The following is a 23,009-nucleotide window of genomic DNA, read 5'->3' on the forward strand; positions in this document are numbered from 1 at the left end:
TTAATCTATTTAGTCACGAGACCGCTATGTTGAACACACACCTAATACCCCTTTACCAACACACCTTAAAGAAACTGCAGTTTTTAGATGGACTACCGAGTCTATTAATTCGCTTGATTTTAGCCCCAGTGATGATCATTGCAGGCTTTAATAAGCTTGCTTTAAGCGGTGATGTTACTCATTTTTATCAATACTTTTTAGCATCTGAAGATATTGTTGCATGGTTTGGAAATAGTGACCGGGGTTTAGGCCTACCCATGCCCTCTGTATTGGCCTTTTTAGCTGCATGGACTGAGTTTTTAGGGGGGATCTTTATATTATTGGGTTTATTTACTCGTTTAACCGCAATTCCTTTGATGATCACCATGCTGGTTGCAGCAACAACAGTACATGCCAGTAATGGCTGGTTTGCTGTAACACCTACCGATGCCAGCACCAGCCCAGCGAGAGTACTCAATTGGCTTGCAATACCTGGTAGTGAAGCTAGCCTAGTTAATTCTGATGAAGCCAGCGAAAGATTAACCAAAATGCGTGAGTTGCTAGAAACGCATGGTTATACAGAGTACCTTTATGCGAAAGGGAAACCTGTGATCTTAAATAATGGTATTGAGTTTTCTGCCATATATTTTGTTATGTTATTGAGTTTATTTTTTACAGGGGGTGGTCGTTACGTTAGTTTAGATTATTGGTTAACTAGAAAAGTATCGAATAGCTTTCTTGCTCATAAAGATAAATGATAAGCTTGGGTTTTCTGCCCCGATTATTAAGGGGCGTCGTACTTAAGCATTTACGGAATATTCATGGACGCTTTAACGCTATTACAAACTCGACAATCAGATCCTCGCCTTATCGCACCTGGACCTACTGCAGAACAACTTGAAATTATTAAGCGAGCGGCCATTAAAGTGCCTGATCATGGCTGTATTGCGCCTTGGCGATTTATTGTCGTTGAAGGCGATGCACGTAATAAATTAGGCGATATCTATCATCAGGCCGCTGTTGCTGAAAACCAAGATGATAGAACCATTGAGCGCGCTAAAGAACTACCGCTGCGATCTCCGATGATGATCATTGCCATTGCAGATGTAACTGAAAACCTAAAAGTGCCACGTATTGAACAAGTACAAAGTGCAGGCTGCGCTGTACTTGCAATGCAACAAGCGGCATTCGCCCAAGGTTTAGGGGGTATTTGGCGCACAGGTTATTTTGCACAGAGCCCAGCTGTTAAAGCGGCACTCGGTTGTAAAGAACAAGATGAGATTGTTGGTTACCTCTATTTAGGTACGCCAGAAATAGACATTAAAAAACCTATCAGACACAAGCCAGAGACGTTTTTTGAGAATTTATAAATAGTAGGAACTTTTTTGCAGTTAAGCAGTCTGAGACTATTAAGCTTACTTATGTTAGTTTTTTTAGATTTAGCTTAGCTGTAAGAAGCGCACGGATGCAAAAAACGAAATAATTCTTCTTCAGTGTGTTTTTTAATCGGTTATTTTTTGTTAACGTATGGAAAGTCTTAAAAAAATAACGATAAAGAAGACGAGAACAATGGGAAACTTATTTTTACGTGAAAAAGAAAATTGGTTCGCTTGGTCAATTTGGGGCTTAGTTGGCGCTGTTGTCACATTTTTTGTTGCCATGTCTACAAAACAACCTCATTACCTTGGCTTGTCTGCTGTAGTGGTATTACTTCTATTGACATGGTGGATGCAAAGCACTAAACGTTTCGATTTCGGCCGCGCTTTTAAAATTTGTTGCTACGTTTTAACGATCACCTGCTTACCCGCCTTCGCATTAGTTATTGTACCGAGTTATAACCTCAATAAAATTGACGTAATAGTGCAGGGCTCAGGTTTTGCAATTGTTAGTTTAATTGTTTGTTTAGTTTGCTCTTTAATCGCAAAGCGTCCGAAGCAGTACTATTAAAAATACTTTTTTAAAGTTTTTTACATTTAAGGCTTTACAACGAACGCAGTAAACACTATTATGCGCGCCGTACGGAGAGATGGCAGAGTGGTCGAATGCACCGGTCTTGAAAACCGGCAGGGGTTTGTAGCCCCTCTAGGGTTCAAATCCCTATCTCTCCACCATTATTTAGAAAAACCGCCTTTAGGGCGGTTTTTTGCTATCTGGAGATAGGTAATGTCAGCAAGCGAGTCTTCTTCTACACTAATGCGCATTGTTAAACATGTTCTGCTTTGGTGTATCTTTTCTTATTTTTATCACAGCGGGATCAATGTACTTGTAGCTATGGCCCATGATGCCCAGCCTGATTACGGGCTAATATCTTCAATCGCTTATGGTATTGGGTTTAATGTGTTAGTAGGGCACCTTATTGGCAAATACGACAAGCATTGGCCTGTTATTGCAGCATGTGTGATTTCTACTGTGGGTCTTATTGCTGTGCCTTTAATTATGTTAGGCAAAGATGGTTTAATGAGCGGCTTTTTTATTGCTTCGATGATCGCTACATTACCTGTTGCGACATTTGTAATTGATAAAATAAAGCAGCGAATTAGTGCAAACACTGAGCAAACGCAGTAAAACTAGGCGATATTCGTTGTTTTTTTATGTTAGTATGAGCACGTCTTTTAACTAAATAAACGTGAATTAAAACATGTCAGATAATTTTACAACAGACGCTGAAAAAGCAAGTTACGGTATTGGTTTACAAATGGGTGAGCAATTAAAAGCGAATCCATTCGAAGGTTTAAACTTAAATTCTGTATTTGAAGGTATGAAAGACGCATACACTGGTAATGATTTCCAAGTTGAAATCCCAGAAATTCAAGCAGCTTTTGAGAAAATCAACGCTGAGATCCAAGCTCGTCGTGAAGAAGAAGCTAAAGTTCTTGCAGCTGAAGGTATTGCATTCTTAGAAGAAAATGCAAAACGTCCTGAAGTAACAGTAACTGAATCAGGTCTTCAATACGAAGTACTTACTGCAGGCGACGGTGAAAAACCAACTGCAGATTCAACAATCCGTGCACACTACCACGGTACACTAATCAACGGTACAGTATTTGACAGCTCATACGAGCGTGGTCAACCAGCTGAATTCCCAGTTGGCGGTGTAATCAAAGGTTGGACTGAAGCAGTGCAAATGATGGGTACTGGTTCTAAGTGGCGTTTATACGTACCACACGAACTTGCTTACGGTGAGCGCGGTGCTGGTGCAGCAATCGCTCCTTTCTCAACGTTAATCTTTGACGTTGAGCTATTAGAAATCATCTAATCGATTTCAAATAGACATAAAAAAACCTGCTTTAAGCAGGTTTTTTTATATCTGAACCAAACAGCTAATTAGCTATTTGATTCAGCGTATTCTTTACACGCAGCAGTGTCTTCACATTCACCATATAGGTAAAGAGAGTGGTTCGTCAGTTTAATACCATTCTCTGTTGCGATTTCTTCTTGACGACGTTCAATAGTGTCGTCTTCAAATTCAACTACCTTACCACATTTTAGGCACACTAAGTGGTCATGGTGAGTGCTACCTGATAATTCAAATACTGACTTGCCGCCTTCGAAGTGGTGGCGAGATACAATACCTGCATCATCAAATTGGTTAAGAACACGGTAGACAGTTGCAAGACCAATCTCTTCGCCTTTGTCTAAAAGAATTTTATAGACATCTTCAGCGCTGATGTGTTGGTTGTCTGGAGATTGTAGAATCTCTAAAATTTTAATACGTGGCAAGGTTACTTTTAACCCTGCTTTTTTTAATTCCAAGTTGTGATCAGTCATTCAATCTGTCTCAATTTTATTTAGTTATACTAGGCATCATCAAGATGCACACGACACATTAGCAACTATTAGAATAACGTGCCTAGTTACTAAGTGCAAAGAACAATTCGTCTATTTGCCGATTTTTCAAACAAAAATGAACTGGTTGTGCATCTTTACATCAGCTAGTAAATGCGAGTAGTACTTGTTATTAATCAGCAAGTTCCGCTAAACACATTTCGTCATAAACCTGAGCACACCAGTCTTTAACACGCTTTTCAGTAAGCTCTGGTTGACGGTCTTCATCAATACCAAGGCCAACAAAGTTGCTGTCATCTACGAGTGCTTTTGAAGCTTCGAAGTCGTAGCCTTCAGTCGACCAATGGCCCACTACGATTGCGCCACGCTCAGTAACGATATCGTTGATCATGCCCATTGCATCTAAGAAGTACTCTGCATAGTCTTCTTGGTCACCGCAGCCGAAAATAGCAACGAGTTTACCTTCGAAGTCAACTTCTTCTAATTCAGGGAAGAAATCATCCCAGTCACATTGAGCTTCACCGTAGTACCAAGTTGGAATACCGAATAACAATAAATCGAATTCAGCAATCTCTTCTTTAGAACTTTTTGCAATGTCGTGAACAGCTACAAGCTTTTTACCTAATTCTTTTTGAATCATTTTAGCTACGTGTTCAGTATTGCCTGTGTCACTTCCGAAAAAAATACCTACGCTTGACATGGATTTAAAACCTTCTATCTATCAATAGCCAATCTTTCTTGTAAAATTGTTTCAATCAACGCGCTACGGCTAATATTCTGCGCATCTGCCATATCGCTTAATGCTTGATATAACTGTGATGAAACCTTAAATTCTACACGCTTTAAACCACGTGCTTTATCTCGTTTTATTTGGTTACGTTTATTTACTTTTAATTGCATATCGCGAGGTAGGGGATTTGTTTTCGGCCTACCTGGACGCTTTTCGTATTCAAATAAATCGGGTGTTGTTCTATCTGTTTCTGACTTTGCCATGTCTAGCCCACACCTGCGCCTTGCCAGAAGACTTGAATAAGTCCTTTCGCTATAAACCCAGAACAGCCTAAAAATAGCACTAACCAAACGATGTATCGGCCAAATCGTGGTACATCACCTTTTTTAAGGACGTCTTGAATTGCCATTCCAATAAAAAAGAAAATACCGGCTAAGCCAAAATACAACCCTAAGGTATCAAATTCGTTAATTAACTGACTGACCATCAACGTATAAACCTTTAAATTAAACGGCGCGTACTATATCACACAAATTTGTAATAATTTAGTGCGCACGATCAAAAACAGCGAATTTAATCAGCTCTATTAATGAGCTAAAAAATCGCTGATTGCTTTATTAACAGCAAGTGGTTTTTGGGCATGTAGCCAGTGACCAGCACCATGAATAATTTTTGCTTTTGCATTAGGGAACAACGCCATAATAGCAGGGCGGTGCTCTGCTAAAATGTAGTCAGAATCATTACCTTTAATGAACAAAGTATCACATAAACAAGAATCATTTTCACTAACTTGCGCTAAAATATTTTCATATTGCTGGTATAAAACAGCTAAATTAAAGCGCCATTGATAGTGACCTTCATCATTTTTAGCAAAGCTTTTTAATAAAAATTGACGTACGCCCATTTCCTCAATGTGCTTGGCAAGTATTTCATCAGCCGATTTTCTATCTTTGATATTAGACTGTGCAACTTCGTTTAGGCCTGCAAATATGGCACTGTGGCGAGGGTTATTAGCAACAGGAGAAATATCTAACACGACAAGCTTATCGATAAGTGAAGGGTGATTAAGTGCTAATTGCATGGCCACTTTGCCACCCATTGAATGACCTATGATGTGCGCTTTACTAATAGTTAGATGTTCAAGTAACTCACTGACATCTTTAGCCATAGCATGATAATTCATGGTATCGCTATGGAATGATTTACCGTGGTTACGTAAATCGATATTCGTTACACGATAATTTTCAGCTAATGCTTTTGCGATTACATTGAGGTTTTCAAGTGAGCCAAACAAACCGTGGATCAATACAACGTCTGAACCTTGACCCATTTGTTGGTAGTTTAATAGCATTTTCAACTCCTATTTTTAATGGCAGTATTTTGCCTAGTGAAATTACAAAATGCAAAACATAGAGAATTGCTGCGAGCTTAGGTATAATCATTGAGAACTTTTAAAATGTGACCCGTAAAGACAGGAATAACATGAAAAAAATCGACATAGACGACGAGTTATATCAATACATTGCAAGCAACACGCAAAGTATTGGTGAAAGTGCATCAACCATTTTGCGTCGTTTATTAAACCTCTCTGATGGCACCAATGCCCCAGTTGAAACAACTACTAAAACTGAACAAGAAACCCCAGTTGTTGAAGTACAAGAACAAGCAGAACAAGAATCAAGCCCTGAACCAAGCAACGAAAATGTTGAAGAGGCTGCAGAAACTGTCACAGCATCGACACAAGTGAAAGGTAATGTGTTTAATGTATTAAACAAAGAAGAGCTGGCAATGCAAAAAGGTGTTGTTGGTCGATTCTTATTTATACTTGCTGCTTTATATAGAACGCATAAAAAAGATTTTGCTAACGTGCTTGAAATTAAAGGCCGTGATCGAGTTTATTTTGCCACAAGCAAAGAAGCACTTCTGGAAAGCGGTAGCAGCATGAATCCAAAAAATATCACTGATACTGAGTATTGGGTGATGACAAATTCAAATACAACCAGAAAAAAAATGATGCTTCACGAAGTAGCACTGTGCTTAGGTTACAGCGCAGATGAAGCAGAAAAAATTCGTGATTACTTATAATCCATAAGGAAATAATATGGCGATTCATCCAGATGCAGGTAAACCTGCACCGCAATCAAGCTTAGTGAATGTACCAAAACTGATCTCGGCTTATTACTTAAATGAACCAGACCTAGAACAAAACCCAGAGCATTGTGTTGCTTTTGGTACATCTGGCCATCGTGGTTGTTCGTTCGATGTAAAATTTAATGAATCGCATATTTTAGCGATCACTCAAGCAATTTGTGATTACCGTAAAGAAAACAATATTTTTGGCCCACTTTTCTTAGGTAAAGATACACATGCATTGAGTGAAGCGGCTTTTAACTCTGCTATTGAAGTACTTGTTGCAAACGAAGTGCAAGTCATTGCACAAGAAAATGACGATTACACGCCAACGCCGGTAATCAGTCATGCTGTTGTTTGCCATAACAAAGAAAATCCAAATGAACTTGCTGATGGTATTGTGGTAACACCTTCACATAACCCGCCAGAAGATGGTGGTTTTAAATATAACCCGCCAAATGGTGGCCCAGCAGATACTGATGTTACTAAGTGGATTGAAGACAGAGCAAATCAATTACTTTTAGAAGACTTAGTTGAAGTAGAGTTATTTCCATATGCTAAAGCATCACGTTCTGGTTTTATTAAGTACCAAGACTTAATTACCCCTTATGTTGATGACTTAGTTAATATCGTTAATCTAAAAGCAATTAGCGATGCGAAAATCAAAATTGGTGTGGATCCACTTGGTGGCTCTGGTATCAACTTTTGGCCAGTCATTGCAGAAAAATATAATTTAGACTTAACGGTCGTAAATGAATCTGTTGACCCAACATTTTCGTTCATGCCTTTAGATAAAGACGGCAAAATCCGTATGGATTGTTCATCTCCTTATGCAATGACAAACCTTATTGCATTGAAAGATGACTATGATATCGGTATAGGTAACGACCCTGATTATGACCGCCATGGTATTGTTACGCCTGACGGCTTAATGAATCCAAATCACTTTTTAGCAGTTGCAATTGACTACTTGTTAAATAACCGCGAATGGTCAAAAGAGGTCGAAATTGGTAAAACGCTGGTATCAAGCGGCATGATTGATAAAGTAGTTGCACGGAATAACCGCGAAGTAAAAGAAGTACCGGTAGGCTTTAAATGGTTTGTTGAAGGCTTAAGCAAAGGTACCCTTGCTTTTGGTGGTGAAGAAAGTGCAGGGGCGTCATTCTTACGCTTTGATGGTACAGTTTGGAACACTGATAAAGATGGTTTCATCTTAGGTCTACTTGCTGCAGAGATTTTAGCTGTAACAGGTAAAACACCATCACAGCTTTATAAAGAACTTGAGCAAGAGTTCGGTGCGCCTATTTATAAACGTATTGATGCGCCAGCTAATGCAGAACAAAAATCACGTTTAAAAGCGTTATCAGCGGATGATGTAACTGCAAGTACCTTAGCGGGTGATGCCATTACGCAAAAACTAACCCATGCTCCTGGTAATAACGCTGCTATCGGCGGTTTAAAAGTTGTTACTGAAAACGGTTGGTTTGCTGCACGCCCATCTGGCACTGAAGACATCTATAAAATTTACCTTGAATCATTCAAAGGTGAAGAACATTTAGCATTATTAGAAAAAGAAGCGAAAAAGCTGGTTGATTCAGTAATTAGCTAATTCCTCTTTTACCTATTAAAACGGCTGAGTTTCTCAGCCGTTTTTGTATTCTACTCTCACGCATTTTTAGGATAGAACAATGAGCTATTCAACTCCTTCATATCTCGAACAATTAAAAAGTACTGGCGACTTTTTAACCCTGACTCGTAACAATGAATTTTCACTCGAACCTTGTGCATTTACCCTTGAAAACGGTACTGATGTCACTGTTCACGACACGGGTATCATTGAGTTTCAACCTGCGCAGCAGACAAACAAAGATATTGTACTTTCAAGTGCGGTACATGGTAACGAAACTGCGCCAATTGAAATCTGCGATCAATTAATCAAGTCAATCGTTACAGAACAACTTACCTTGCAGCAGCGTGTACTGTTTATTTATGGTAATCCTAAATCTATTAATATCGGTAAGCGTTTTGTAGATGAAAACTTAAACCGTTTGTTTAATGGTCATCATACTGTAGAAGGCATTGCTTCAAACCCTGAGCGAGTTCGTGCAAAGCTACTTGAAGACGTGGTTACTGATTTCTTTGCTAGAGGCAACCAGGACAGTGAGCGTTTTCATTATGATCTTCACACAGCAATTCGTGGCTCTAAAAATGAAAAGTTTGCAGTCTATCCTTTCTTACATGGTAAACCGTGGAAAAAATCACAACTGCAATTTTTACTTAGCTGTGGCGTAAACACGGTACTAATGATGAAATCAGCGGCAACTACCTTCAGTTACTACTCGTCGTTTGTACATGGAGCTGACTCATTTACGGTAGAACTTGGCCAAGTAAAACCATTTGGCGAAAACGACATGTCGCGATTTGAGAAAACCAAACAAACCTTAATTGCATTAATTAGTCAAAAATATGTTGAATATAAAGAATTCAATGCAGAAGATTTCGAGTTGTTTTCTGTATATAGAACAATAAACCGTACTTGCGAAGACTTTAGTTTTCCATTTGCTGATGATGTGGAAAATTTCACCGGTTTCGCAAAGGGCGAATTAATGGCAACTGATGGTCAGACCAGATATGAAGCGGAAGTAGACGGTGAAGCTATTATCTTCCCAAACGCTGATGTAGCCTTAGGTCAGCGCGCTTTGCTTACCGTTATTCCAATGCAAGTTGATAGCAACTTTATTTAAAATCTCTGCATTAACACCCATCTAAATTTAGTTAACTATATGATTGTAAGGAATTTATCTTGTTGTATAGTTAACTTTCCATGCGTTTTTAGCCATTTGTCATCTATTCGTCTATGATTAGTTGAATAACAACTTACGTTAACGTAAAGTGACGGCAGTTTAATTTAATTAGATTGAATATTGCGCAAACTTTATCCTTACAGCTCATGCTGATAAAAATATAATTAAGGGCAGTAGCGTAGGTTTCTGACAACGAAAGAAGGTAGGTTATGAGTAATCCAAATAACGTATCGCTAAGCATTAATCATGAACTGTCATTTATTGATGGTCACGCATTAACGATCCCTACATTAAGTATTCTTAATGAGGAAGGCGACATCTACGAAGGTGCAACCGCACCTGATATCGACAAAGCAACGGCAATCCGTCTATATGAAACAATGCGTTTTATTAGGGCACTTGATGAGCGTATGCAAGCAGCACAGCGTCAAGGCCGTGTTAGCTTTTATATGCAATGTCTAGGCGAAGAAGCGGCTGTAACAGCATCAGCTGCTGCGCTTGATCAAAACGATATGATCATGGCCCAATACCGTGAGCAAGCAGCTTTACGTTATCGTGGTTTTAGCCTTGACCAATTCATGAATCAAATGTTCTCAAATGAAAAAGATTTGGGTAAAGGTCGCCAAATGCCAATTCACTATGGCTCACGCGAACTTAACTACATGACTATTTCATCACCGCTTGGTACACAAATTCCACAAGCAACAGGTTATGCATATGGTCAAAAAGTTCGTCATATTGATGCCCAAACCGGTGAGTTAAACAGCACTATTGATAACATCACTATTTGTTACTTTGGTGAAGGCGCTGCGTCTGAAGGTGATTTCCATGCTGGTTTAAATATGGCCGCAGTTCATGAAGCACCGGTAATTTTCTTTGCTCGTAACAATGGTTATGCGATTTCTACACCTGCTGATGAGCAATTTAAAGGTGATGGTATTGCATCACGTGGTGTTGGCTATGGCATTAAAACAATTCGTGTTGATGGTGCTGATGCACTTGCTGTTTATGCAGCAACTAAAAAAGCCCGTGAAATTGCAACGACTAAAGGTGAACCTGTTTTAATTGAATCGATTGCCTATCGTCTTGGCGCTCACTCAACCAGTGACGACCCTAGTGGCTATCGTACAAAAGATGAAGAAGCAAAACATAAAGGCTGTCCAATCGAGCGTTTCCGTAAGTGGTTATTAAAACAAGGTTGGTTAGATGAAGCGCAAGACGCAAAAGACAAAGAAACAATTCGTGAAGAAATTTTAGCGGCTCTTAAACGCGCTGAAAAAGTAGCAAAACCATCATTAGAAGACCTTATTTCTGATGTGTATGATAAGCCAATCCCATCACTGCAAAAACAATATGAAGAACTAAAAGAGCACATTTTGCAGCATCCTGATGCTTATCCAACAACTGCAGGGAGATTAAAGTAATGGCTAAAATGAATATGCTTCATGCAATTAACTCTGCCCTTGATATCACCATGGCAGAGCATCCAAATGCATGTATTTTCGGTGAAGATGTTGGTTATTTTGGTGGTGTATTCCGTGCTACATCTGGCTTACAAGAAAAATATGGTAAGCATCGTGTGTTCAATACTCCGTTAACTGAGCAAGGTATTTTAGGTTTTGCTAATGGTTTAGCGGCGTTCGGTGCACCTGCTTTAGCTGAAATTCAATTTGCTGATTATATTTTCCCTGCATTTGACCAAATCGTGAATGAATCAGCTAAATTCCGTTACCGTAGTGGTAATGAATTTAATGTTGGCAATCTAACAATCCGTACACCATACGGTGGTGGTATTGCAGGTGGTTTATATCACTCACAATCACCAGAAGCTTATTTTGCTCACACACCGGGTTTAAAGTTAGTTGTGCCACGTAACCCATATCAAGCAAAAGGTTTGCTTCGTGCATCAATTAAAGATGATAACCCTGTTATTTTCTTTGAGCCGAAACGTTTATACCGTGCATCAACAGGTGAAGTGCCAGAAGAAGATTACAGCATCGAGCTTGGTAAAGCTGAAATCGTGCAAGAAGGCACTGATGTCACTGTACTTGCTTGGGGTGCTCAGATGGAAATCATCGAAGACGCCGCTAAAAAAGCTGCAGAGCAAGGTATTAGCTGTGAAGTGATCGACTTACGTACCATTTTACCATGGGATGTTGAGACCATTGCTAAATCAGTGACTAAAACAGGTCGTTTAGTGGTAAGCCACGAGGCACCAATCACGAATGGTTTTGGTGCAGAGATCGTTGCAACAATTCAACAAGAGTGTTTCTTACACCTTGAATCGCCAATTACTCGCGTGTGTGGTTTAGATACGCCATACCCATTAGCACTTGAAAAAGAATATGTGCCGGATGCACTTAAAGTGCTTGCTGCGATCAAGCAATCAGTAGAGTTTTAGGAGTCAGTATGTCTAAAGATTTTATCTTGCCAGATATCGGCGAAGGCATCGTAGAGTGTGAAATTGTTGAATGGTTAGTTGCAGAAGGCGATTCTGTAAAAGAAGACCAGCCTATTTGTGATGTTATGACCGACAAGGCGCTTGTGCAAATTCCTGCTGTTCATGATGGTGTGATCAGTAAGCTCTATTATGCAAAAGGGGATATTGCGAAAGTACATGCACCATTATTTGCAATGGATGTTGATGGCGAAGCACCAACACAAAGTGAAGTAGTTCAAGCTCCTGCAGCAACTGAAGCATCATCTGAGGCGGCTGAGCACTTAGAAGATTTCATATTACCCGATATCGGTGAAGGGATCGTTGAATGTGAAATCGTTGAGTGGTTAGTCAGTGAAGGCGATGAAATCGTAGAAGACCAAGCTGTGTGTGATGTAATGACAGACAAAGCATTGGTGCAAATTCCGGCTAAATACACAGGTAAAGTTGAAAAGCTTTATTATCAAAAGGGTGATATTGCAGCGGTTCACAGCCCATTATTCCAAATGAGCATTGCCGGCCAAAGTGCAGAGCCAGATGTAAGTTCTGCGGTAGTTAAAGCACAAACAAATGCAGCAACTAAACCAGCACAGAAACCTGCGGCTTCAGCAAGTGAAACTAAACAACTTAATAAGAAAGCGGTTGCTTCACCTGCTGTGCGTCGTAAAGCCCGCGAACTTGATGTTGATTTAACGCAAGTACCAGGCTCTGGTAAAAACGGCCGTATTTATAAACAAGATATCGAAGATTTCTTGAATGAAACACCAAGCCAAGCAGCATCACAACAAGCTTCGCCAAAAGCGGCAGAGCCTGTATCAACGGTGGTGTCTTCTGGTGGCAGTCGCGTAGAGCCTATTAAAGGCATTAAAGCGGCAATGGCTAAGCAAATGGTTGCTTCAGTTTCGACAATTCCTCACTTTACTTTCTGTGATGAAATTGACCTCACTAAACTGATTGCAATGCGCAGTGAGCTTAAAGAGCAGTATAAGCAGCAGGGCGTTAAGCTCACTATGATGCCGTTCTTTATCAAAGCACTGTCGTTAGCGATCAAGCAATTCCCAGTACTAAACTCGCAAGTAAATGATGATTGCAGCGAGCTAACTTACTTTGACGATCATAACATCGGTATGGCGGTTGATTCTAAGATTGGTTTACTGGTACCAAACATTAAATCATGTCAGTCAAAGAGTATCGTCGATGTTGCAAACGAAGTGACCCGCTTAACTGAAGCAGCACGTGATGGTCGTGTTTCACCGGATGATTTGAAAGGCGGCACTATTAGCATTTCTAACATCGGTGCGATTGGCGGCACAATTGCAACCCCGATCATCAATAAACCTGAGGTAGCGATTGTTGCTTTAGGTAAACTGCAGCATTTACCTCGCTTTGATGCACAAGGTAATGTGATTTCAGCAGCAATTATGCAAGTAAGCTGGTCTGGTGACCACCGGGTGATTGATGGCGGAACAATTGCCCGCTTCAATAACTTATGGAAGTCTTACTTAGAAGACCCTGCAAAAATGATGATGGCGATGAGCTAGCATTAGTAAGCATTAAAAAACCAGCCTCGGCTGGTTTTTTTAATTGTAAATTTTATATTTGCTATTTACCGTAAAAATACAACCCATAACCGAGTAACAGCGCTGGAATTGTTGAATACACCGTCGCGATTAAGGCCGCTTTTGGTGCTAATGCGATAGCTGGGAATAGGGCATCGCCGTCATTTGAAATTGCATTAGCTGCCATCGCACTAAATGGAATAATACCTTGAATATAAAGTGTCATCACGACGATTTGTGGCCCGCAGCCGGGTAATAAGCCAATAGCAACAGCCACCAGCGGTGCAAGATAAGCATACTCAGAAAACCACGCTGTTAAATCAACACCAACTAGGTTAACGAGAATTTCAAACAGCATAAAACTGGCAACAACCCAGGCCGTAACAAAGTGCGTGTCCATTAACACTTTCGTGAGTTTTGAAGGAGGTGTGCAAGGTGCTTCTTCACTGGTTACTTGCTTATAACTGCTGCCTTTTGAAGACAGTGCCCACACAACTACAGTGAACAGGGCCATGATTGAGCCAAATACAGTAATGCCCTCATTAATACCACTGCCAAATACACTTAAGTCGGTATTGGTGGCGATAACAAAAGCAACAATCAAGCTCGGTACTAAAGCAAATTTCCATACTGGTCGGCTAAACTTTAACGCTTTTGGTTGGCATTGTGGCTGCTCGTTGTATTCGCTAGCCTCATCAGGCTGAAATTTATCTGGGCTATGAAATGTATTAACTAATTGACCACTAATAACGCCTACAGCAACACCTATTAACATCATTAATAAGCCATCAAGCGGACGGGTTGCTAACAGTAAAAAGGCGGCATCACCCATGGTTGCGGTTAAGACAGCAACAACAGAGCCAAAGCTAGCCTGCTTTTTAGTAAATTGGGTTACCACAATAATGGCACCCCCACAGCCAGGTAAAGCACCTAAAATTGAGGCAAAACTCACCTCTAGAATGCCTGATTTAGCGCGTAGATAGCTCAGCTGTAACTGAGGAAGTTTATCAATAAGGTAGTAATAGATTAATAAGGTGGCTGCAACAAATACAGATACTTGAAAAAAAGCATCACTTAGCGCTTGTAGGGTGAATTCTCGGCTTGCAGGTACCGCCAAAGAAATTAGTAATAAAAGGGGTAAAAATAAGCGTTTATTGTCCGTAATGTAACACCTCGCTTTGTTAGGAATAAACCTCGTTTGTGTTAGTGAGAGCATACAGTGCAACCTTAAAATTAATCAGGTTACACTGTAGTACGATTTTAAATGAAAATCAATCTCATTTGTATCTATTTGCGTTGGAACTCAGAAGTGGCATTCCAGGTCGGCCATTCTTTTCGTTCTGAGATATCAAAACCTACTTGATAGAATAACTGAAGGTCCTGAACGGCACCTGATAAATCCCATTCATCACGGTAACGGTCGCAAGGCTGATGATAACAACCACGAAGCACTAGGCTCATACGCTTACGGTAATTTGCCGTTTCTTCATCAAGGGCTTCACTACCACCACCGGCATACATTGCTGGTACACCCATGTTTGCAAATGCAAAGTGATCAGAGCGGTAGTAACCACCTGAAGACGGTTTAGGGTCGCCAGATACTGTACGGCCTTGCGCTTTTGCAGCTGTTTCTAGTAGGTTATCCATTTCAGATTTGCCAATACCAACAACACTGATGTCTTTTACTTTACCTAATAGGTTTAAGCTATCCATATTGATGTTTGCAACCGTTTGTGATGCTGGGATCACTGGGTTTGCAGCATAATATTTCGAGCCAAGTAAACCTTGTTCTTCAGCAGTAACGGCTAAGAAAGTCATTGAACGGCTAGGGTGCTCAGGTAGGGTCGCGAATGCTTCAGCAACTTCTATTAAGCCAGCAGTACCCGTTGCATTATCGTGGGCGCCATTATAGATTTGGTCGCCTTTGCGGGTTTTATCAGTACCAAGGTGATCCCAGTGAGCTGAATAAATGATGTGCTCATCAGGCTTTTCGCTACCCGGTAACGTCGCGATAAAGTTATACGAAATTGATTTTTTAATTGTGTTATTTACTTCAACACTTGCAGTTAGGTCGCCCATATCAACATGGTAAGCGCCTTTTGCCGCATTCGCTTTCATGGTATCGAAATCTAAGCCTGCTTTTGTGAAAAGCTCTTTAGCAACATCAGTTGTTACCCAGCCTTCGACAGCAACACGGTCCATGTTGTTATTTTCTTTTTGGAAACCAAATTGCTCACCGCTCCAAGAGTTTTCAACAACTGACCATGGGTAAGAAGCCGGTGCTGTTTCGTGGATGATAATCGCACCTGCTGCACCTTGACGGCTTGCTTCTTCATATTTGTATGTCCAACGACCGTAATAGGTCATGGCATCGCCCGTGAATAAATCAGGGTTTTTCGTCGCAAAACCAGGATCGTTTACCAGCATAACAACGGTTTTGCCTTTAACATCTAGGCCTTCGTAGTCGTTCCAGTTGTACTCTGGTGCATTAACACCGTAACCAACGAATACTAATTCAGAATCTTTAATGCTTTGCTTAGCACTAATACGGCTACTACCCATTACCATATCTTTTTTGTATTGGTAATCTTTGCCGCCAATGGTAAGTACCATGTCTGAATCAGCTTCTAATGAAACAAGCGGTACTTCTTGTAAGAAGCTATCACCGTTACCCGGCTCAAAACCCAATGCTTTAAATTGGTCGGTTAAATAGGCAAGCGTTAGCTCTTCACCTTTCGATGATGGTGCACGGCCACCGAACTCATCAGAGGCAAGCACTTTAATGTGTTCTGCTAGTTGCTCTGAGTTAATGCTTTGATAGGCTTTTTCGACATCACTTGATGTGATACTTGTTGAAGCACAGCCCGCAAGAATAGCACTTGCAAGGACTGTCATTGGAAAATAGCGTTTCATAATAGCTCTTTTTTTGTTTTATGGTGACGTTAGTATATGAGGTTCTATTAATGAGAACCAGTTTTTACGGTAAACTACCCACAATACATCAATAAGTTAAAAAATAAGCAATGAAACGATTTACTGCTCCCGAGCAATGGTCAACGCAATACCTTACAACGGGTGCCTTTAGTGACCTAGTAACGCTATTTAATATTGATAAACTCTCAGATTGGCCATCTTGCCAGTGGTTTAATCAATATCTAAATGCGAAAACTACACAGGGCAAAGCCATAACCTTTGTTGAAGATGAAAAGTTTGCCGATGAAACCCGTTATTATGAGCAAATCATATTTGAAACAGGGCAAGTACCAACAAGACAACAAAATTGGCATGACCTTTTTGGTGGCTTTATTTGGTGTTTATTCCCAAAAACCAAAGCGCTGATTAATCATCAGCACATTGAAGAAATTAAACTGCATGGTCTAAAAGAGCGTAGTAAACACCGAAACGCACTGACCTTATTTGATGAATGCGGCGTGGTGCTGGCAATTACTGAACAAAGCTGGCAGCAGCAATTACGCGACCACCAATGGCAGCAAGCCTTTGTAGAACAGCGTGAACAGTGGGGTAAAAGCATTAGACCATTTATGTTTGGCCATGCTAACTACGAAATGCTCACACAGCCTTATATTGGTTTAACGGGGAAAGCATTATTTGTAATTGTTCCTGATGACATATTTTGTAAAGATTTAACCGAGCAATATGCGTATCTAGATCAACGTCTTTATGAGATGATTAAGCATGATGATTGTTTGCGTGATAACAAAAATTTATCACCCTTACCCTTGTTAGGCGTACCGGGATGGTGGACTGACAATGAAAATCCAGAATTTTACAGTAACACTGATTACTTTAGACCGAAACGAAGGAAACGCACATGATTGAAGTGGCAGGGCTTAAAAAGAAGTTTAAGCTAACAAAAGATCATAAAAAAAATAAAACGGACAACGTAGACCCCCGTGAAGATAAAGAGTTTTTTCATTCTGTAAGAGACGTCAGCTTTCAATGTAACAAAGGTGAAGTACTCGGGTTACTCGGCCCAAATGGTGCCGGTAAAACAACCACCCTTAGAATGATTTCAACAGCCTTAAAACCAGATGAAGGTAGCATTACCATCTCTGGTCACGATATCGTTAAAAAGCCATTAGTTGGCCGCAAATCAATTGGATTTCTGTCAGGTAGTACTGGCTTATATGGGCGTTTAACAGTAAAAGAAAACGTTGAATACTTTGCCCGTTTACATGGCATGAGTAAAAAAGCGGTCGCCGCTCGTTGTGATGAGCTATTCACCTTACTTGATATGCACAGCTTTATTGATAAACGCGCCGAAAACCTTTCAACAGGTATGAAGCAAAAAGCCAATATTGCCCGTGCTGTTGTTCATCATCCTGATGTGGTTATTCTTGATGAGCCGACAACTGGTTTAGATATTATGACTACGCAAACCGTCATTAACTTTATTCGCGGCCTTAAAGAGCAGGGCACACCAGTTATTTTCTCAACGCACCATTTAGATGAAGTTGCCTTACTGTGTGACCGTGTTGCAGTGATAAACCAAGGAATTAGTTGCTTTGATGGCACCTTAGATGAGTTTAAACAAACAGGTCAAAGTGAAGAATTAAACCAAGCGTTTATGAATATTTTAACGGAGAGCCGTAATGTTTGAAGTATTTAAAAAGGAATTAAAAGAGCTATTACGTGACCGTAAAACATTGATTTTCGTTGTTGCACTACCGGTTGCTATCTTCCCACTGTTATTTGCTGTTATGGCCTTTATTAGTTCACAAGCGGCGTTAGAGGCAGAACAAGAGGTCCATACTTACGCTATTATCAATGGTAATTACGCGCAAGATTTTACAGATAAAGTGTTTTACCATAAGAGCTTTGCTTTATATAAAGGTGATGAAACCTTTAATACGGTAGAAGATCTCACTAAAGCGGTAAAAGCAGGTACCATAGACATGGGTATCTATTTACCGTCAGACGCTAAGCAAACGTTAGATGATGCAAAGCAAAGTGAATGGCAAGTTGTGTATAACGACGCAAAAGCAATTAACTTCCTATTTGACCGTGTAAAAGAACTGGCAAAAGAATATGGCGATACGCTGCGTACAAACAAACTATTAAGCTTTGGTGTATCAGAAGAGCAGCAAGCCGCTATTATCGAGCCTATTAAAGTGGTGAAGGTCGACACTGCAGATAAACGTGAAAATCTGGGGGAGAAAATTGGTGGGTTTATTCCTTATCTACTTATTCCTCTGGTATTGATGGGCGCAACGTACCCGGCGATTGATTTAGGAGCTGGTGAAAAAGAGCGTGGTACGCTCGAAACCTTGTTACTTACACCAATCACCCGTACACAGCTGGTGTTAGGTAAGTTTGTAACCTTACTTGCTTCTTCTATTGCAACAACCACCATTACCGTACTCAGTATGGGTGTGTGGATATCAGTGGCCATTGCATTTGTAGATTTAGCCGTTGTTAAAAACGCATTTAGCTCTTTAACTGTATTAGATTTAGGGCTAATTTTTGTGCTGTTATTACCTATTGCTGCAATCTTCTCATCATTAGCGTTGGCTATTTCTATCTATGCGCGAACCTTTAAAGAAGCACAAAACTACATGGCACCACTTAGCATGGGTGTAATTTTTCCAATTATGGTTGCCTTAATGCCTAATGTTGAGCTTACGAGCAAAACAGCATTTATTCCTGTGACAAATGTAGCTCTGGCAATCAAAGAAATCATTAAAGGTACAGTTGATTACACACTCGTGGGTTTAATTTTCTTAGCGACAGTCATTGTGGCAGGTGCATTACTTGCGTTTTGTGTTAAATGGTTCAATAAAGAAGATGTACTATTTAGATAGTAAATTACAATAAATTTAAGCCCCGAGTAGGGGCTTTTTACGTTTAGGTCTAGGCTGCATCTTGGTTTTTATCATAAGCAGTCTTTGGTGTAAGTTTGCTAATGTCTGCCGAGTGAATCACTTTTTTAGTTTCACTCCAGTGCAATAACTCTATACGCCCAGAGCTGTTCTCTACTAATGCAGTGCAGCTCTCAATCCAGTCGCCATCATTGCAATACAAAATTCCATCAACCACTTTAACGGCTGGGTGATGAATATGCCCACAAATGATGCCATCGACGGCTTGTTTTTTTGCTTCGTGGATGGCCGCTTTTTCAAATGCGTCAATTGCTTCACGTGCTTTATGCACTCGCGCTTTTATCCAAGAGGCCAATGACCAATAATTACCGCCAAATAAACGGCGAATGCGATTAGTCCAGCGATTTAAAAAAAGTAAAAAGTCGTATCCTGCATCGCCCGCAATACTGATTAATTTGTTGTAGCGGGTTGCTGAATCAAAATCGTCGCCATGCAACAGTAAAAACCGTTTGTTGGCTTTTGTGGTATGGATATATTGTTTATGTACTTCAATACCGAATAATGAATCATTGGCATAATGGCGAAAGGTTTCGTCGTGGTTACCCGGTATATAGATAACTCGTGTGCCATCTTTCGCTTTTTGTTGGATAAGCGCTAATACATCATAATGACTAGGGTGCCAAAAGAACTGTCGTTTCATCGACCATAAATCGACAATATCACCGACCAAATACAGAACATCGCATTCAATCGCATTTAAAAAGTCTAGTAAATACTGCGCTTGGCAGTCTTTATAACCTAAGTGAACGTCGGAAATCCAAACGGCAGGATAGTGGGTTTTACTACTGCAAGTGGTGTTATTCATGGCATTTACTCATGGTGTAATAAAGTAAATGCTAGGCAGAATCAATGACAGTTAAAAGACGCTTTAGCGAAACATCTATGACAATTAATAAAACAAAAAAACCGCCGAAGCGGTTTTTTAAATTTTGTTGAGAAGACTTAATCAGCCTTTAACAAGTGCGGCAATTTCAGAAGCGGCACTATCTAAATCAAGCATTAGCTTTTCGCCAGTACGACGGTTTTTAAGCTCAACCTTGTTTTCATCAAGGTTACGCTCACCAATTACTAATGTGAAAGGCACACCTAGTAATTCCATATCGTTAAACATAACACCTGGGCGCTCTTTACGGTCATCAAACAACACATCTAAACCGGCATCTTTCAAGCCTTTGTAAAGGTTATCAGCAATATCAGGAATACGATGAGACTTATGCATGTTCATTGGCACAATCGCTAAATCAAATGGTGCGATAGGTTGCGGCCATTTAATACCGTATTGGTCATTGTTTTGCTCAATAGCGGCAGCTACGATACGTGATACACCAATACCGTAACAACCCATTGTCATTACTTGGTTTTTACCTGTTTCACTTAATACGCCAGCTTTCATTGCTTCTGAGTATTTAGTACCAAGTTGGAAAATATGACCTACTTCAATGCCACGTTTGATTTGCAGTGAACCTTGACCACATGGGCTTGGGTCGCCTTCAACGATATTACGGATATCAGCCACTTCGTAGTTTTCTACATCGCGATCCCAGTTGATACCGCTGAAATGTTCACCATCTTTATTAGCACCTGCTACAAAGTCAGCCAAAACGTTAGCTGTGCGATCAACAATAATTGGCATTGATAGACCAACAGGGCCTAATGAACCTGGTTTTGCGCCAATAGCAGCAACGATGTCTTCTTCTTTTGCCATTTCAAGCGGTGAGTCTACAAGTGGATGCTTCTCAGCTTTTAACTCGTTTAATTCATGGTCGCCACGTAATACAAGAGCAACTAAACCACGTTGTTCGTTTTCATCTGGTGCGCCATACACGATTAATGTTTTCACGCCGCGATGAGGTTTAACACCATAGTGCTCTTTAAGCTCAGCAATAGATTTTGCATCAGGCGTTGGGAACGCTTTTAACTCTTTACTTGCTGCTGGGCGCTCTTCAGTCGGTGCTAATGCTTCTGCTTTTTCGATATTTGCAGCGTAATCACTTGCATCACTAAATGCGATTGCATCTTCGCCTGATTCTGCAAGTACATGGAACTCATGTGAAACGCTACCACCGATAGAGCCGGTATCCGCGATAACAGGGCGGTAATCAAGACCAAGGCGCTCGAAGATGTTGCAGTATGCTTTGTGCATTACTTGGTATGTTTTCTCTAAACACTCATCACTTAAGTGAAAAGAGTACGCATCTTTCATGGTAAATTCACGGGCACGCATCACACCAAAACGAGGGCGAACTTCGTCACGAACTTTTGTTTGTACTTGGTAAAGAGTAAGCGGTAATTGCTTATAAGAGCTCACTTCTTTACGTACAAAATCTGTGATCACTTCTTCGTGTGTTGGGCCAAGTGCAAATGGGCGGTTGTGACGGTCATTAATACGCAGTAATTCAGGGCCGAATTGCTCCCAACGACCAGACTCTTCCCAAAGATCAGCTGGTTGAATAATAGGCATTAACATTTCGATAGCGCCTGCTTTATCCATTTCTTCACGTACGATGTTTTCTACTTTTTTAAGTACGCGTAGACCAGAGGGCAACCATGTATACAAACCCGACGCAACGCGGCGGATCATGCCTGCTCGTAGCATTAATTGATGAGAAACAATTTCTGCATCAGACGGAGTTTCTTTAAGTGTTGCGAGTATATATTGACTGGTACGCATCTCTATTCCAAGTAGTGTTAAAATTATTATCGTTTACTCAAGACGTTTGAGTAATAACAAGGCGCTAAGTTTACCAGTGGAAGCACTGACACTAAAGCGCTATATGCTAAAAACTAGCATTTTTCAATGCAGGTCACTGTATTATGATTGTCCTGAACATGCCACCTAATATTAAAATCATATAAGGTCATGCCGTAGCTTTGTTCTGAGTCACGTTGCTTTTTATAAGCTGGGCGAGGATCTTGCTTTAATACATTGCTTATAAACGCTTTTAATTCAGGTTGTTCGGTCTGTTTTTCGATAAACGCAAGGGCTTCTTCGCTAAACTCAACGCTCATATCGGTTTCTGGTCGGGTATCGGCAAAGCCTGCGGTGGCATCGGTCATTGCGTCTGAGTAGGGCAAATATGGCTTAATGTCTAAAATAGGTGTGCCATCGAGTAAATCGATACCTGAAAGCAATAAGCTTAACTGACCATTTTTATATTCAATGCCTTCAAGTTTTACAGCACTCATGCCTATAGCATTTGGGCGAAAGGTTGCACGTGTTGCAAATACACCTTTACGTTCATTACCGCCTAGGCGAGGGGGTCTCACCATTGCTGAGTAACCTTTATCTGCGGTTTCATGAAATCTAAATAACAGCCAAATATGGCTAAATTCATCGAGGCCGCGTACAAACTCTTCACGATTAAAATCGCTGCTGAATACCAGCTTTGCTTTAGCCTCAGGAACCAAACGAGGTTGGCGAGGTATGGCAAACTTTTGTTTATAAGGAGATTGAATATGGCCGACGGCAGTTAATTGGTATTCGCTCATTGTGCATTGTCGTTAAGAAAATCTGCCGACATTTTATATATATACCCAAACCATCTCAAGATGCGAGTTTCAGTTGGAATTAAAAGCGATTTAGGCAAGGCATTGATTGCAAGTAATAGTGGTTCTATTGTTAAAATCAATAACGCAGTATAAATCGCTTTTAAACCAACCCTTCGGGCGCTTCACAGGCACTTA

General features: G+C 40.4%; 24 protein-coding genes and 1 tRNA gene. 15 read left to right on the forward strand and 10 right to left on the reverse strand.

Going from position 1 to position 23,009, the window contains the following annotated elements; translation table 11 throughout:
- Window positions 1-26 precede the first annotated feature (26 nt).
- The 6 genes from JIG37_RS07625 to JIG37_RS07650 all read left to right on the forward strand — a co-directional run bounded on the left by JIG37_RS07625 (window position 27) and on the right by JIG37_RS07650 (window position 3,235).
- Window positions 27-737 (forward strand): DoxX family protein, encoded by a 711-nt coding sequence (locus JIG37_RS07625; protein ID WP_199529098.1) that lies wholly within the window; start codon window positions 27-29, stop codon window positions 735-737.
- Window positions 738-800: 63 nt separating this feature from the next.
- Complete coding sequence (locus JIG37_RS07630; RefSeq protein WP_199529099.1) at window positions 801-1,349, forward strand: NAD(P)H nitroreductase; 549 nt, start codon at window positions 801-803, stop codon at window positions 1,347-1,349.
- Window positions 1,350-1,548: 199 nt separating this feature from the next.
- A complete protein-coding gene (locus JIG37_RS07635) occupies window positions 1,549-1,926 on the forward strand; it encodes a hypothetical protein (RefSeq protein WP_054553932.1) in 378 nt (125 codons plus the stop codon).
- Between the two features lie 73 nt (window positions 1,927-1,999).
- A tRNA-Ser gene (locus JIG37_RS07640) sits at window positions 2,000-2,090 on the forward strand.
- 52 nt (window positions 2,091-2,142) lie between these two features.
- Window positions 2,143-2,544 carry a hypothetical protein gene (locus JIG37_RS07645; RefSeq protein WP_054553931.1) on the forward strand — a complete coding sequence of 134 codons (402 nt, stop codon included), beginning with the start codon at window positions 2,143-2,145 and terminating at the stop codon, window positions 2,542-2,544.
- 73 nt (window positions 2,545-2,617) lie between these two features.
- Window positions 2,618-3,235, forward strand: a complete 618-nt coding sequence (locus tag JIG37_RS07650; protein ID WP_054561418.1) for an FKBP-type peptidyl-prolyl cis-trans isomerase — start codon at window positions 2,618-2,620, stop codon at window positions 3,233-3,235.
- Window positions 3,236-3,303: 68 nt separating this feature from the next.
- On the opposite strand, the gene fur is transcribed toward JIG37_RS07650, so the two are convergent.
- From fur to JIG37_RS07675, 5 genes are all read right to left on the reverse strand, one after another.
- A complete protein-coding gene (fur, locus tag JIG37_RS07655; protein WP_054561419.1) occupies window positions 3,304-3,747 on the reverse strand; it encodes a ferric iron uptake transcriptional regulator in 444 nt (147 codons plus the stop codon).
- Window positions 3,748-3,937: 190 nt separating this feature from the next.
- A complete protein-coding gene (fldA, locus tag JIG37_RS07660; protein ID WP_054553928.1) occupies window positions 3,938-4,465 on the reverse strand; it encodes a flavodoxin FldA in 528 nt (175 codons plus the stop codon).
- A gap of 14 nt (window positions 4,466-4,479) precedes the next feature.
- Window positions 4,480-4,758, reverse strand: a complete 279-nt coding sequence (gene ybfE / locus JIG37_RS07665; RefSeq protein ID WP_004586673.1) for a LexA regulated protein — start codon at window positions 4,756-4,758, stop codon at window positions 4,480-4,482.
- A gap of 2 nt (window positions 4,759-4,760) precedes the next feature.
- Entirely contained in the window at window positions 4,761-4,982 is a 222-nt protein-coding gene (locus JIG37_RS07670; RefSeq protein ID WP_036968243.1) for a DUF2788 domain-containing protein, read from the reverse strand.
- A 99-nt stretch (window positions 4,983-5,081) separates the two neighbouring features.
- Window positions 5,082-5,846, reverse strand: coding sequence for an alpha/beta fold hydrolase (locus JIG37_RS07675; protein WP_138616804.1), 765 nt, complete (start codon window positions 5,844-5,846; stop codon window positions 5,082-5,084).
- A 131-nt stretch (window positions 5,847-5,977) separates the two neighbouring features.
- On the opposite strand from JIG37_RS07675, the gene seqA reads away from it, so the two are divergent.
- The 6 genes from seqA to JIG37_RS07705 all read left to right on the forward strand — a co-directional run bounded on the left by seqA (window position 5,978) and on the right by JIG37_RS07705 (window position 13,407).
- The gene (gene seqA, locus JIG37_RS07680) at window positions 5,978-6,580 is read left to right on the forward strand and encodes a replication initiation negative regulator SeqA (protein ID WP_054553926.1); all 603 of its coding nucleotides are present in this window, start codon (window positions 5,978-5,980) and stop codon (window positions 6,578-6,580) included.
- Between the two features lie 16 nt (window positions 6,581-6,596).
- Complete coding sequence (pgm, locus tag JIG37_RS07685) at window positions 6,597-8,234, forward strand: phosphoglucomutase (alpha-D-glucose-1,6-bisphosphate-dependent) (protein ID WP_199529100.1); 1,638 nt, start codon at window positions 6,597-6,599, stop codon at window positions 8,232-8,234.
- A gap of 79 nt (window positions 8,235-8,313) precedes the next feature.
- A complete protein-coding gene (gene astE, locus JIG37_RS07690) occupies window positions 8,314-9,369 on the forward strand; it encodes a succinylglutamate desuccinylase (protein WP_199529101.1) in 1,056 nt (351 codons plus the stop codon).
- A 269-nt stretch (window positions 9,370-9,638) separates the two neighbouring features.
- A complete protein-coding gene (locus JIG37_RS07695; protein ID WP_199529102.1) occupies window positions 9,639-10,853 on the forward strand; it encodes a thiamine pyrophosphate-dependent dehydrogenase E1 component subunit alpha in 1,215 nt (404 codons plus the stop codon).
- Window positions 10,853-11,830 (forward strand): alpha-ketoacid dehydrogenase subunit beta, encoded by a 978-nt coding sequence (locus JIG37_RS07700; RefSeq protein ID WP_054553922.1) that lies wholly within the window; start codon window positions 10,853-10,855, stop codon window positions 11,828-11,830. Before JIG37_RS07695 ends, JIG37_RS07700 begins: the two co-directional genes overlap by 1 nt.
- Window positions 11,831-11,838: 8 nt before the next feature.
- On the forward strand, window positions 11,839-13,407 hold the full coding sequence (locus tag JIG37_RS07705; protein WP_199529103.1) for a dihydrolipoyllysine-residue acetyltransferase: 1,569 nt from the start codon (window positions 11,839-11,841) through the stop codon (window positions 13,405-13,407).
- A 61-nt stretch (window positions 13,408-13,468) separates the two neighbouring features.
- Here JIG37_RS07705 and JIG37_RS07710 read toward each other — a convergent pair whose 3' ends face one another.
- Together JIG37_RS07710 and JIG37_RS07715 are read right to left on the reverse strand one after the other, a co-directional pair.
- Window positions 13,469-14,641 (reverse strand): putative manganese transporter, encoded by a 1,173-nt coding sequence (locus JIG37_RS07710; protein WP_199529104.1) that lies wholly within the window; start codon window positions 14,639-14,641, stop codon window positions 13,469-13,471.
- A gap of 71 nt (window positions 14,642-14,712) precedes the next feature.
- Window positions 14,713-16,338 (reverse strand): M28 family metallopeptidase, encoded by a 1,626-nt coding sequence (locus JIG37_RS07715; RefSeq protein ID WP_199529105.1) that lies wholly within the window; start codon window positions 16,336-16,338, stop codon window positions 14,713-14,715.
- Window positions 16,339-16,448: 110 nt separating this feature from the next.
- Here JIG37_RS07715 and JIG37_RS07720 point away from each other — a divergent pair, with 110 nt between their 5' ends.
- Genes JIG37_RS07720 through JIG37_RS07730 form a run of 3 tightly spaced genes read left to right on the forward strand, consistent with a single transcriptional unit; the run spans window position 16,449 to window position 19,247 of the window.
- Complete coding sequence (locus JIG37_RS07720; protein WP_199529106.1) at window positions 16,449-17,261, forward strand: DUF3025 domain-containing protein; 813 nt, start codon at window positions 16,449-16,451, stop codon at window positions 17,259-17,261.
- Window positions 17,258-18,046, forward strand: a complete 789-nt coding sequence (locus JIG37_RS07725) for an ATP-binding cassette domain-containing protein (protein ID WP_054553917.1) — start codon at window positions 17,258-17,260, stop codon at window positions 18,044-18,046. The genes JIG37_RS07720 and JIG37_RS07725 overlap by 4 nt, the downstream gene beginning before the upstream one ends.
- Window positions 18,039-19,247, forward strand: coding sequence for an ABC transporter permease (locus JIG37_RS07730; RefSeq protein ID WP_054553916.1), 1,209 nt, complete (start codon window positions 18,039-18,041; stop codon window positions 19,245-19,247). The genes JIG37_RS07725 and JIG37_RS07730 overlap by 8 nt, the downstream gene beginning before the upstream one ends.
- Window positions 19,248-19,296: 49 nt before the next feature.
- Here JIG37_RS07730 and JIG37_RS07735 read toward each other — a convergent pair whose 3' ends face one another.
- The 3 genes from JIG37_RS07735 to tsaA form a co-directional block, all read right to left on the reverse strand.
- Entirely contained in the window at window positions 19,297-20,130 is an 834-nt protein-coding gene (locus tag JIG37_RS07735) for a UDP-2,3-diacylglucosamine diphosphatase (RefSeq protein ID WP_199529107.1), read from the reverse strand.
- A gap of 141 nt (window positions 20,131-20,271) precedes the next feature.
- Window positions 20,272-21,996 (reverse strand): proline--tRNA ligase, encoded by a 1,725-nt coding sequence (locus JIG37_RS07740; RefSeq protein WP_138599556.1) that lies wholly within the window; start codon window positions 21,994-21,996, stop codon window positions 20,272-20,274.
- 113 nt (window positions 21,997-22,109) lie between these two features.
- Window positions 22,110-22,814, reverse strand: a complete 705-nt coding sequence (gene tsaA / locus JIG37_RS07745; RefSeq protein ID WP_138599557.1) for a tRNA (N6-threonylcarbamoyladenosine(37)-N6)-methyltransferase TrmO — start codon at window positions 22,812-22,814, stop codon at window positions 22,110-22,112.
- Window positions 22,815-23,009 lie beyond the last annotated feature (195 nt).

The organism is Pseudoalteromonas sp. bablab_jr010, assembly GCF_016464105.1.
Taxonomy (GTDB): Bacteria; Pseudomonadota; Gammaproteobacteria; order Enterobacterales; family Alteromonadaceae; genus Pseudoalteromonas; species Pseudoalteromonas simplex.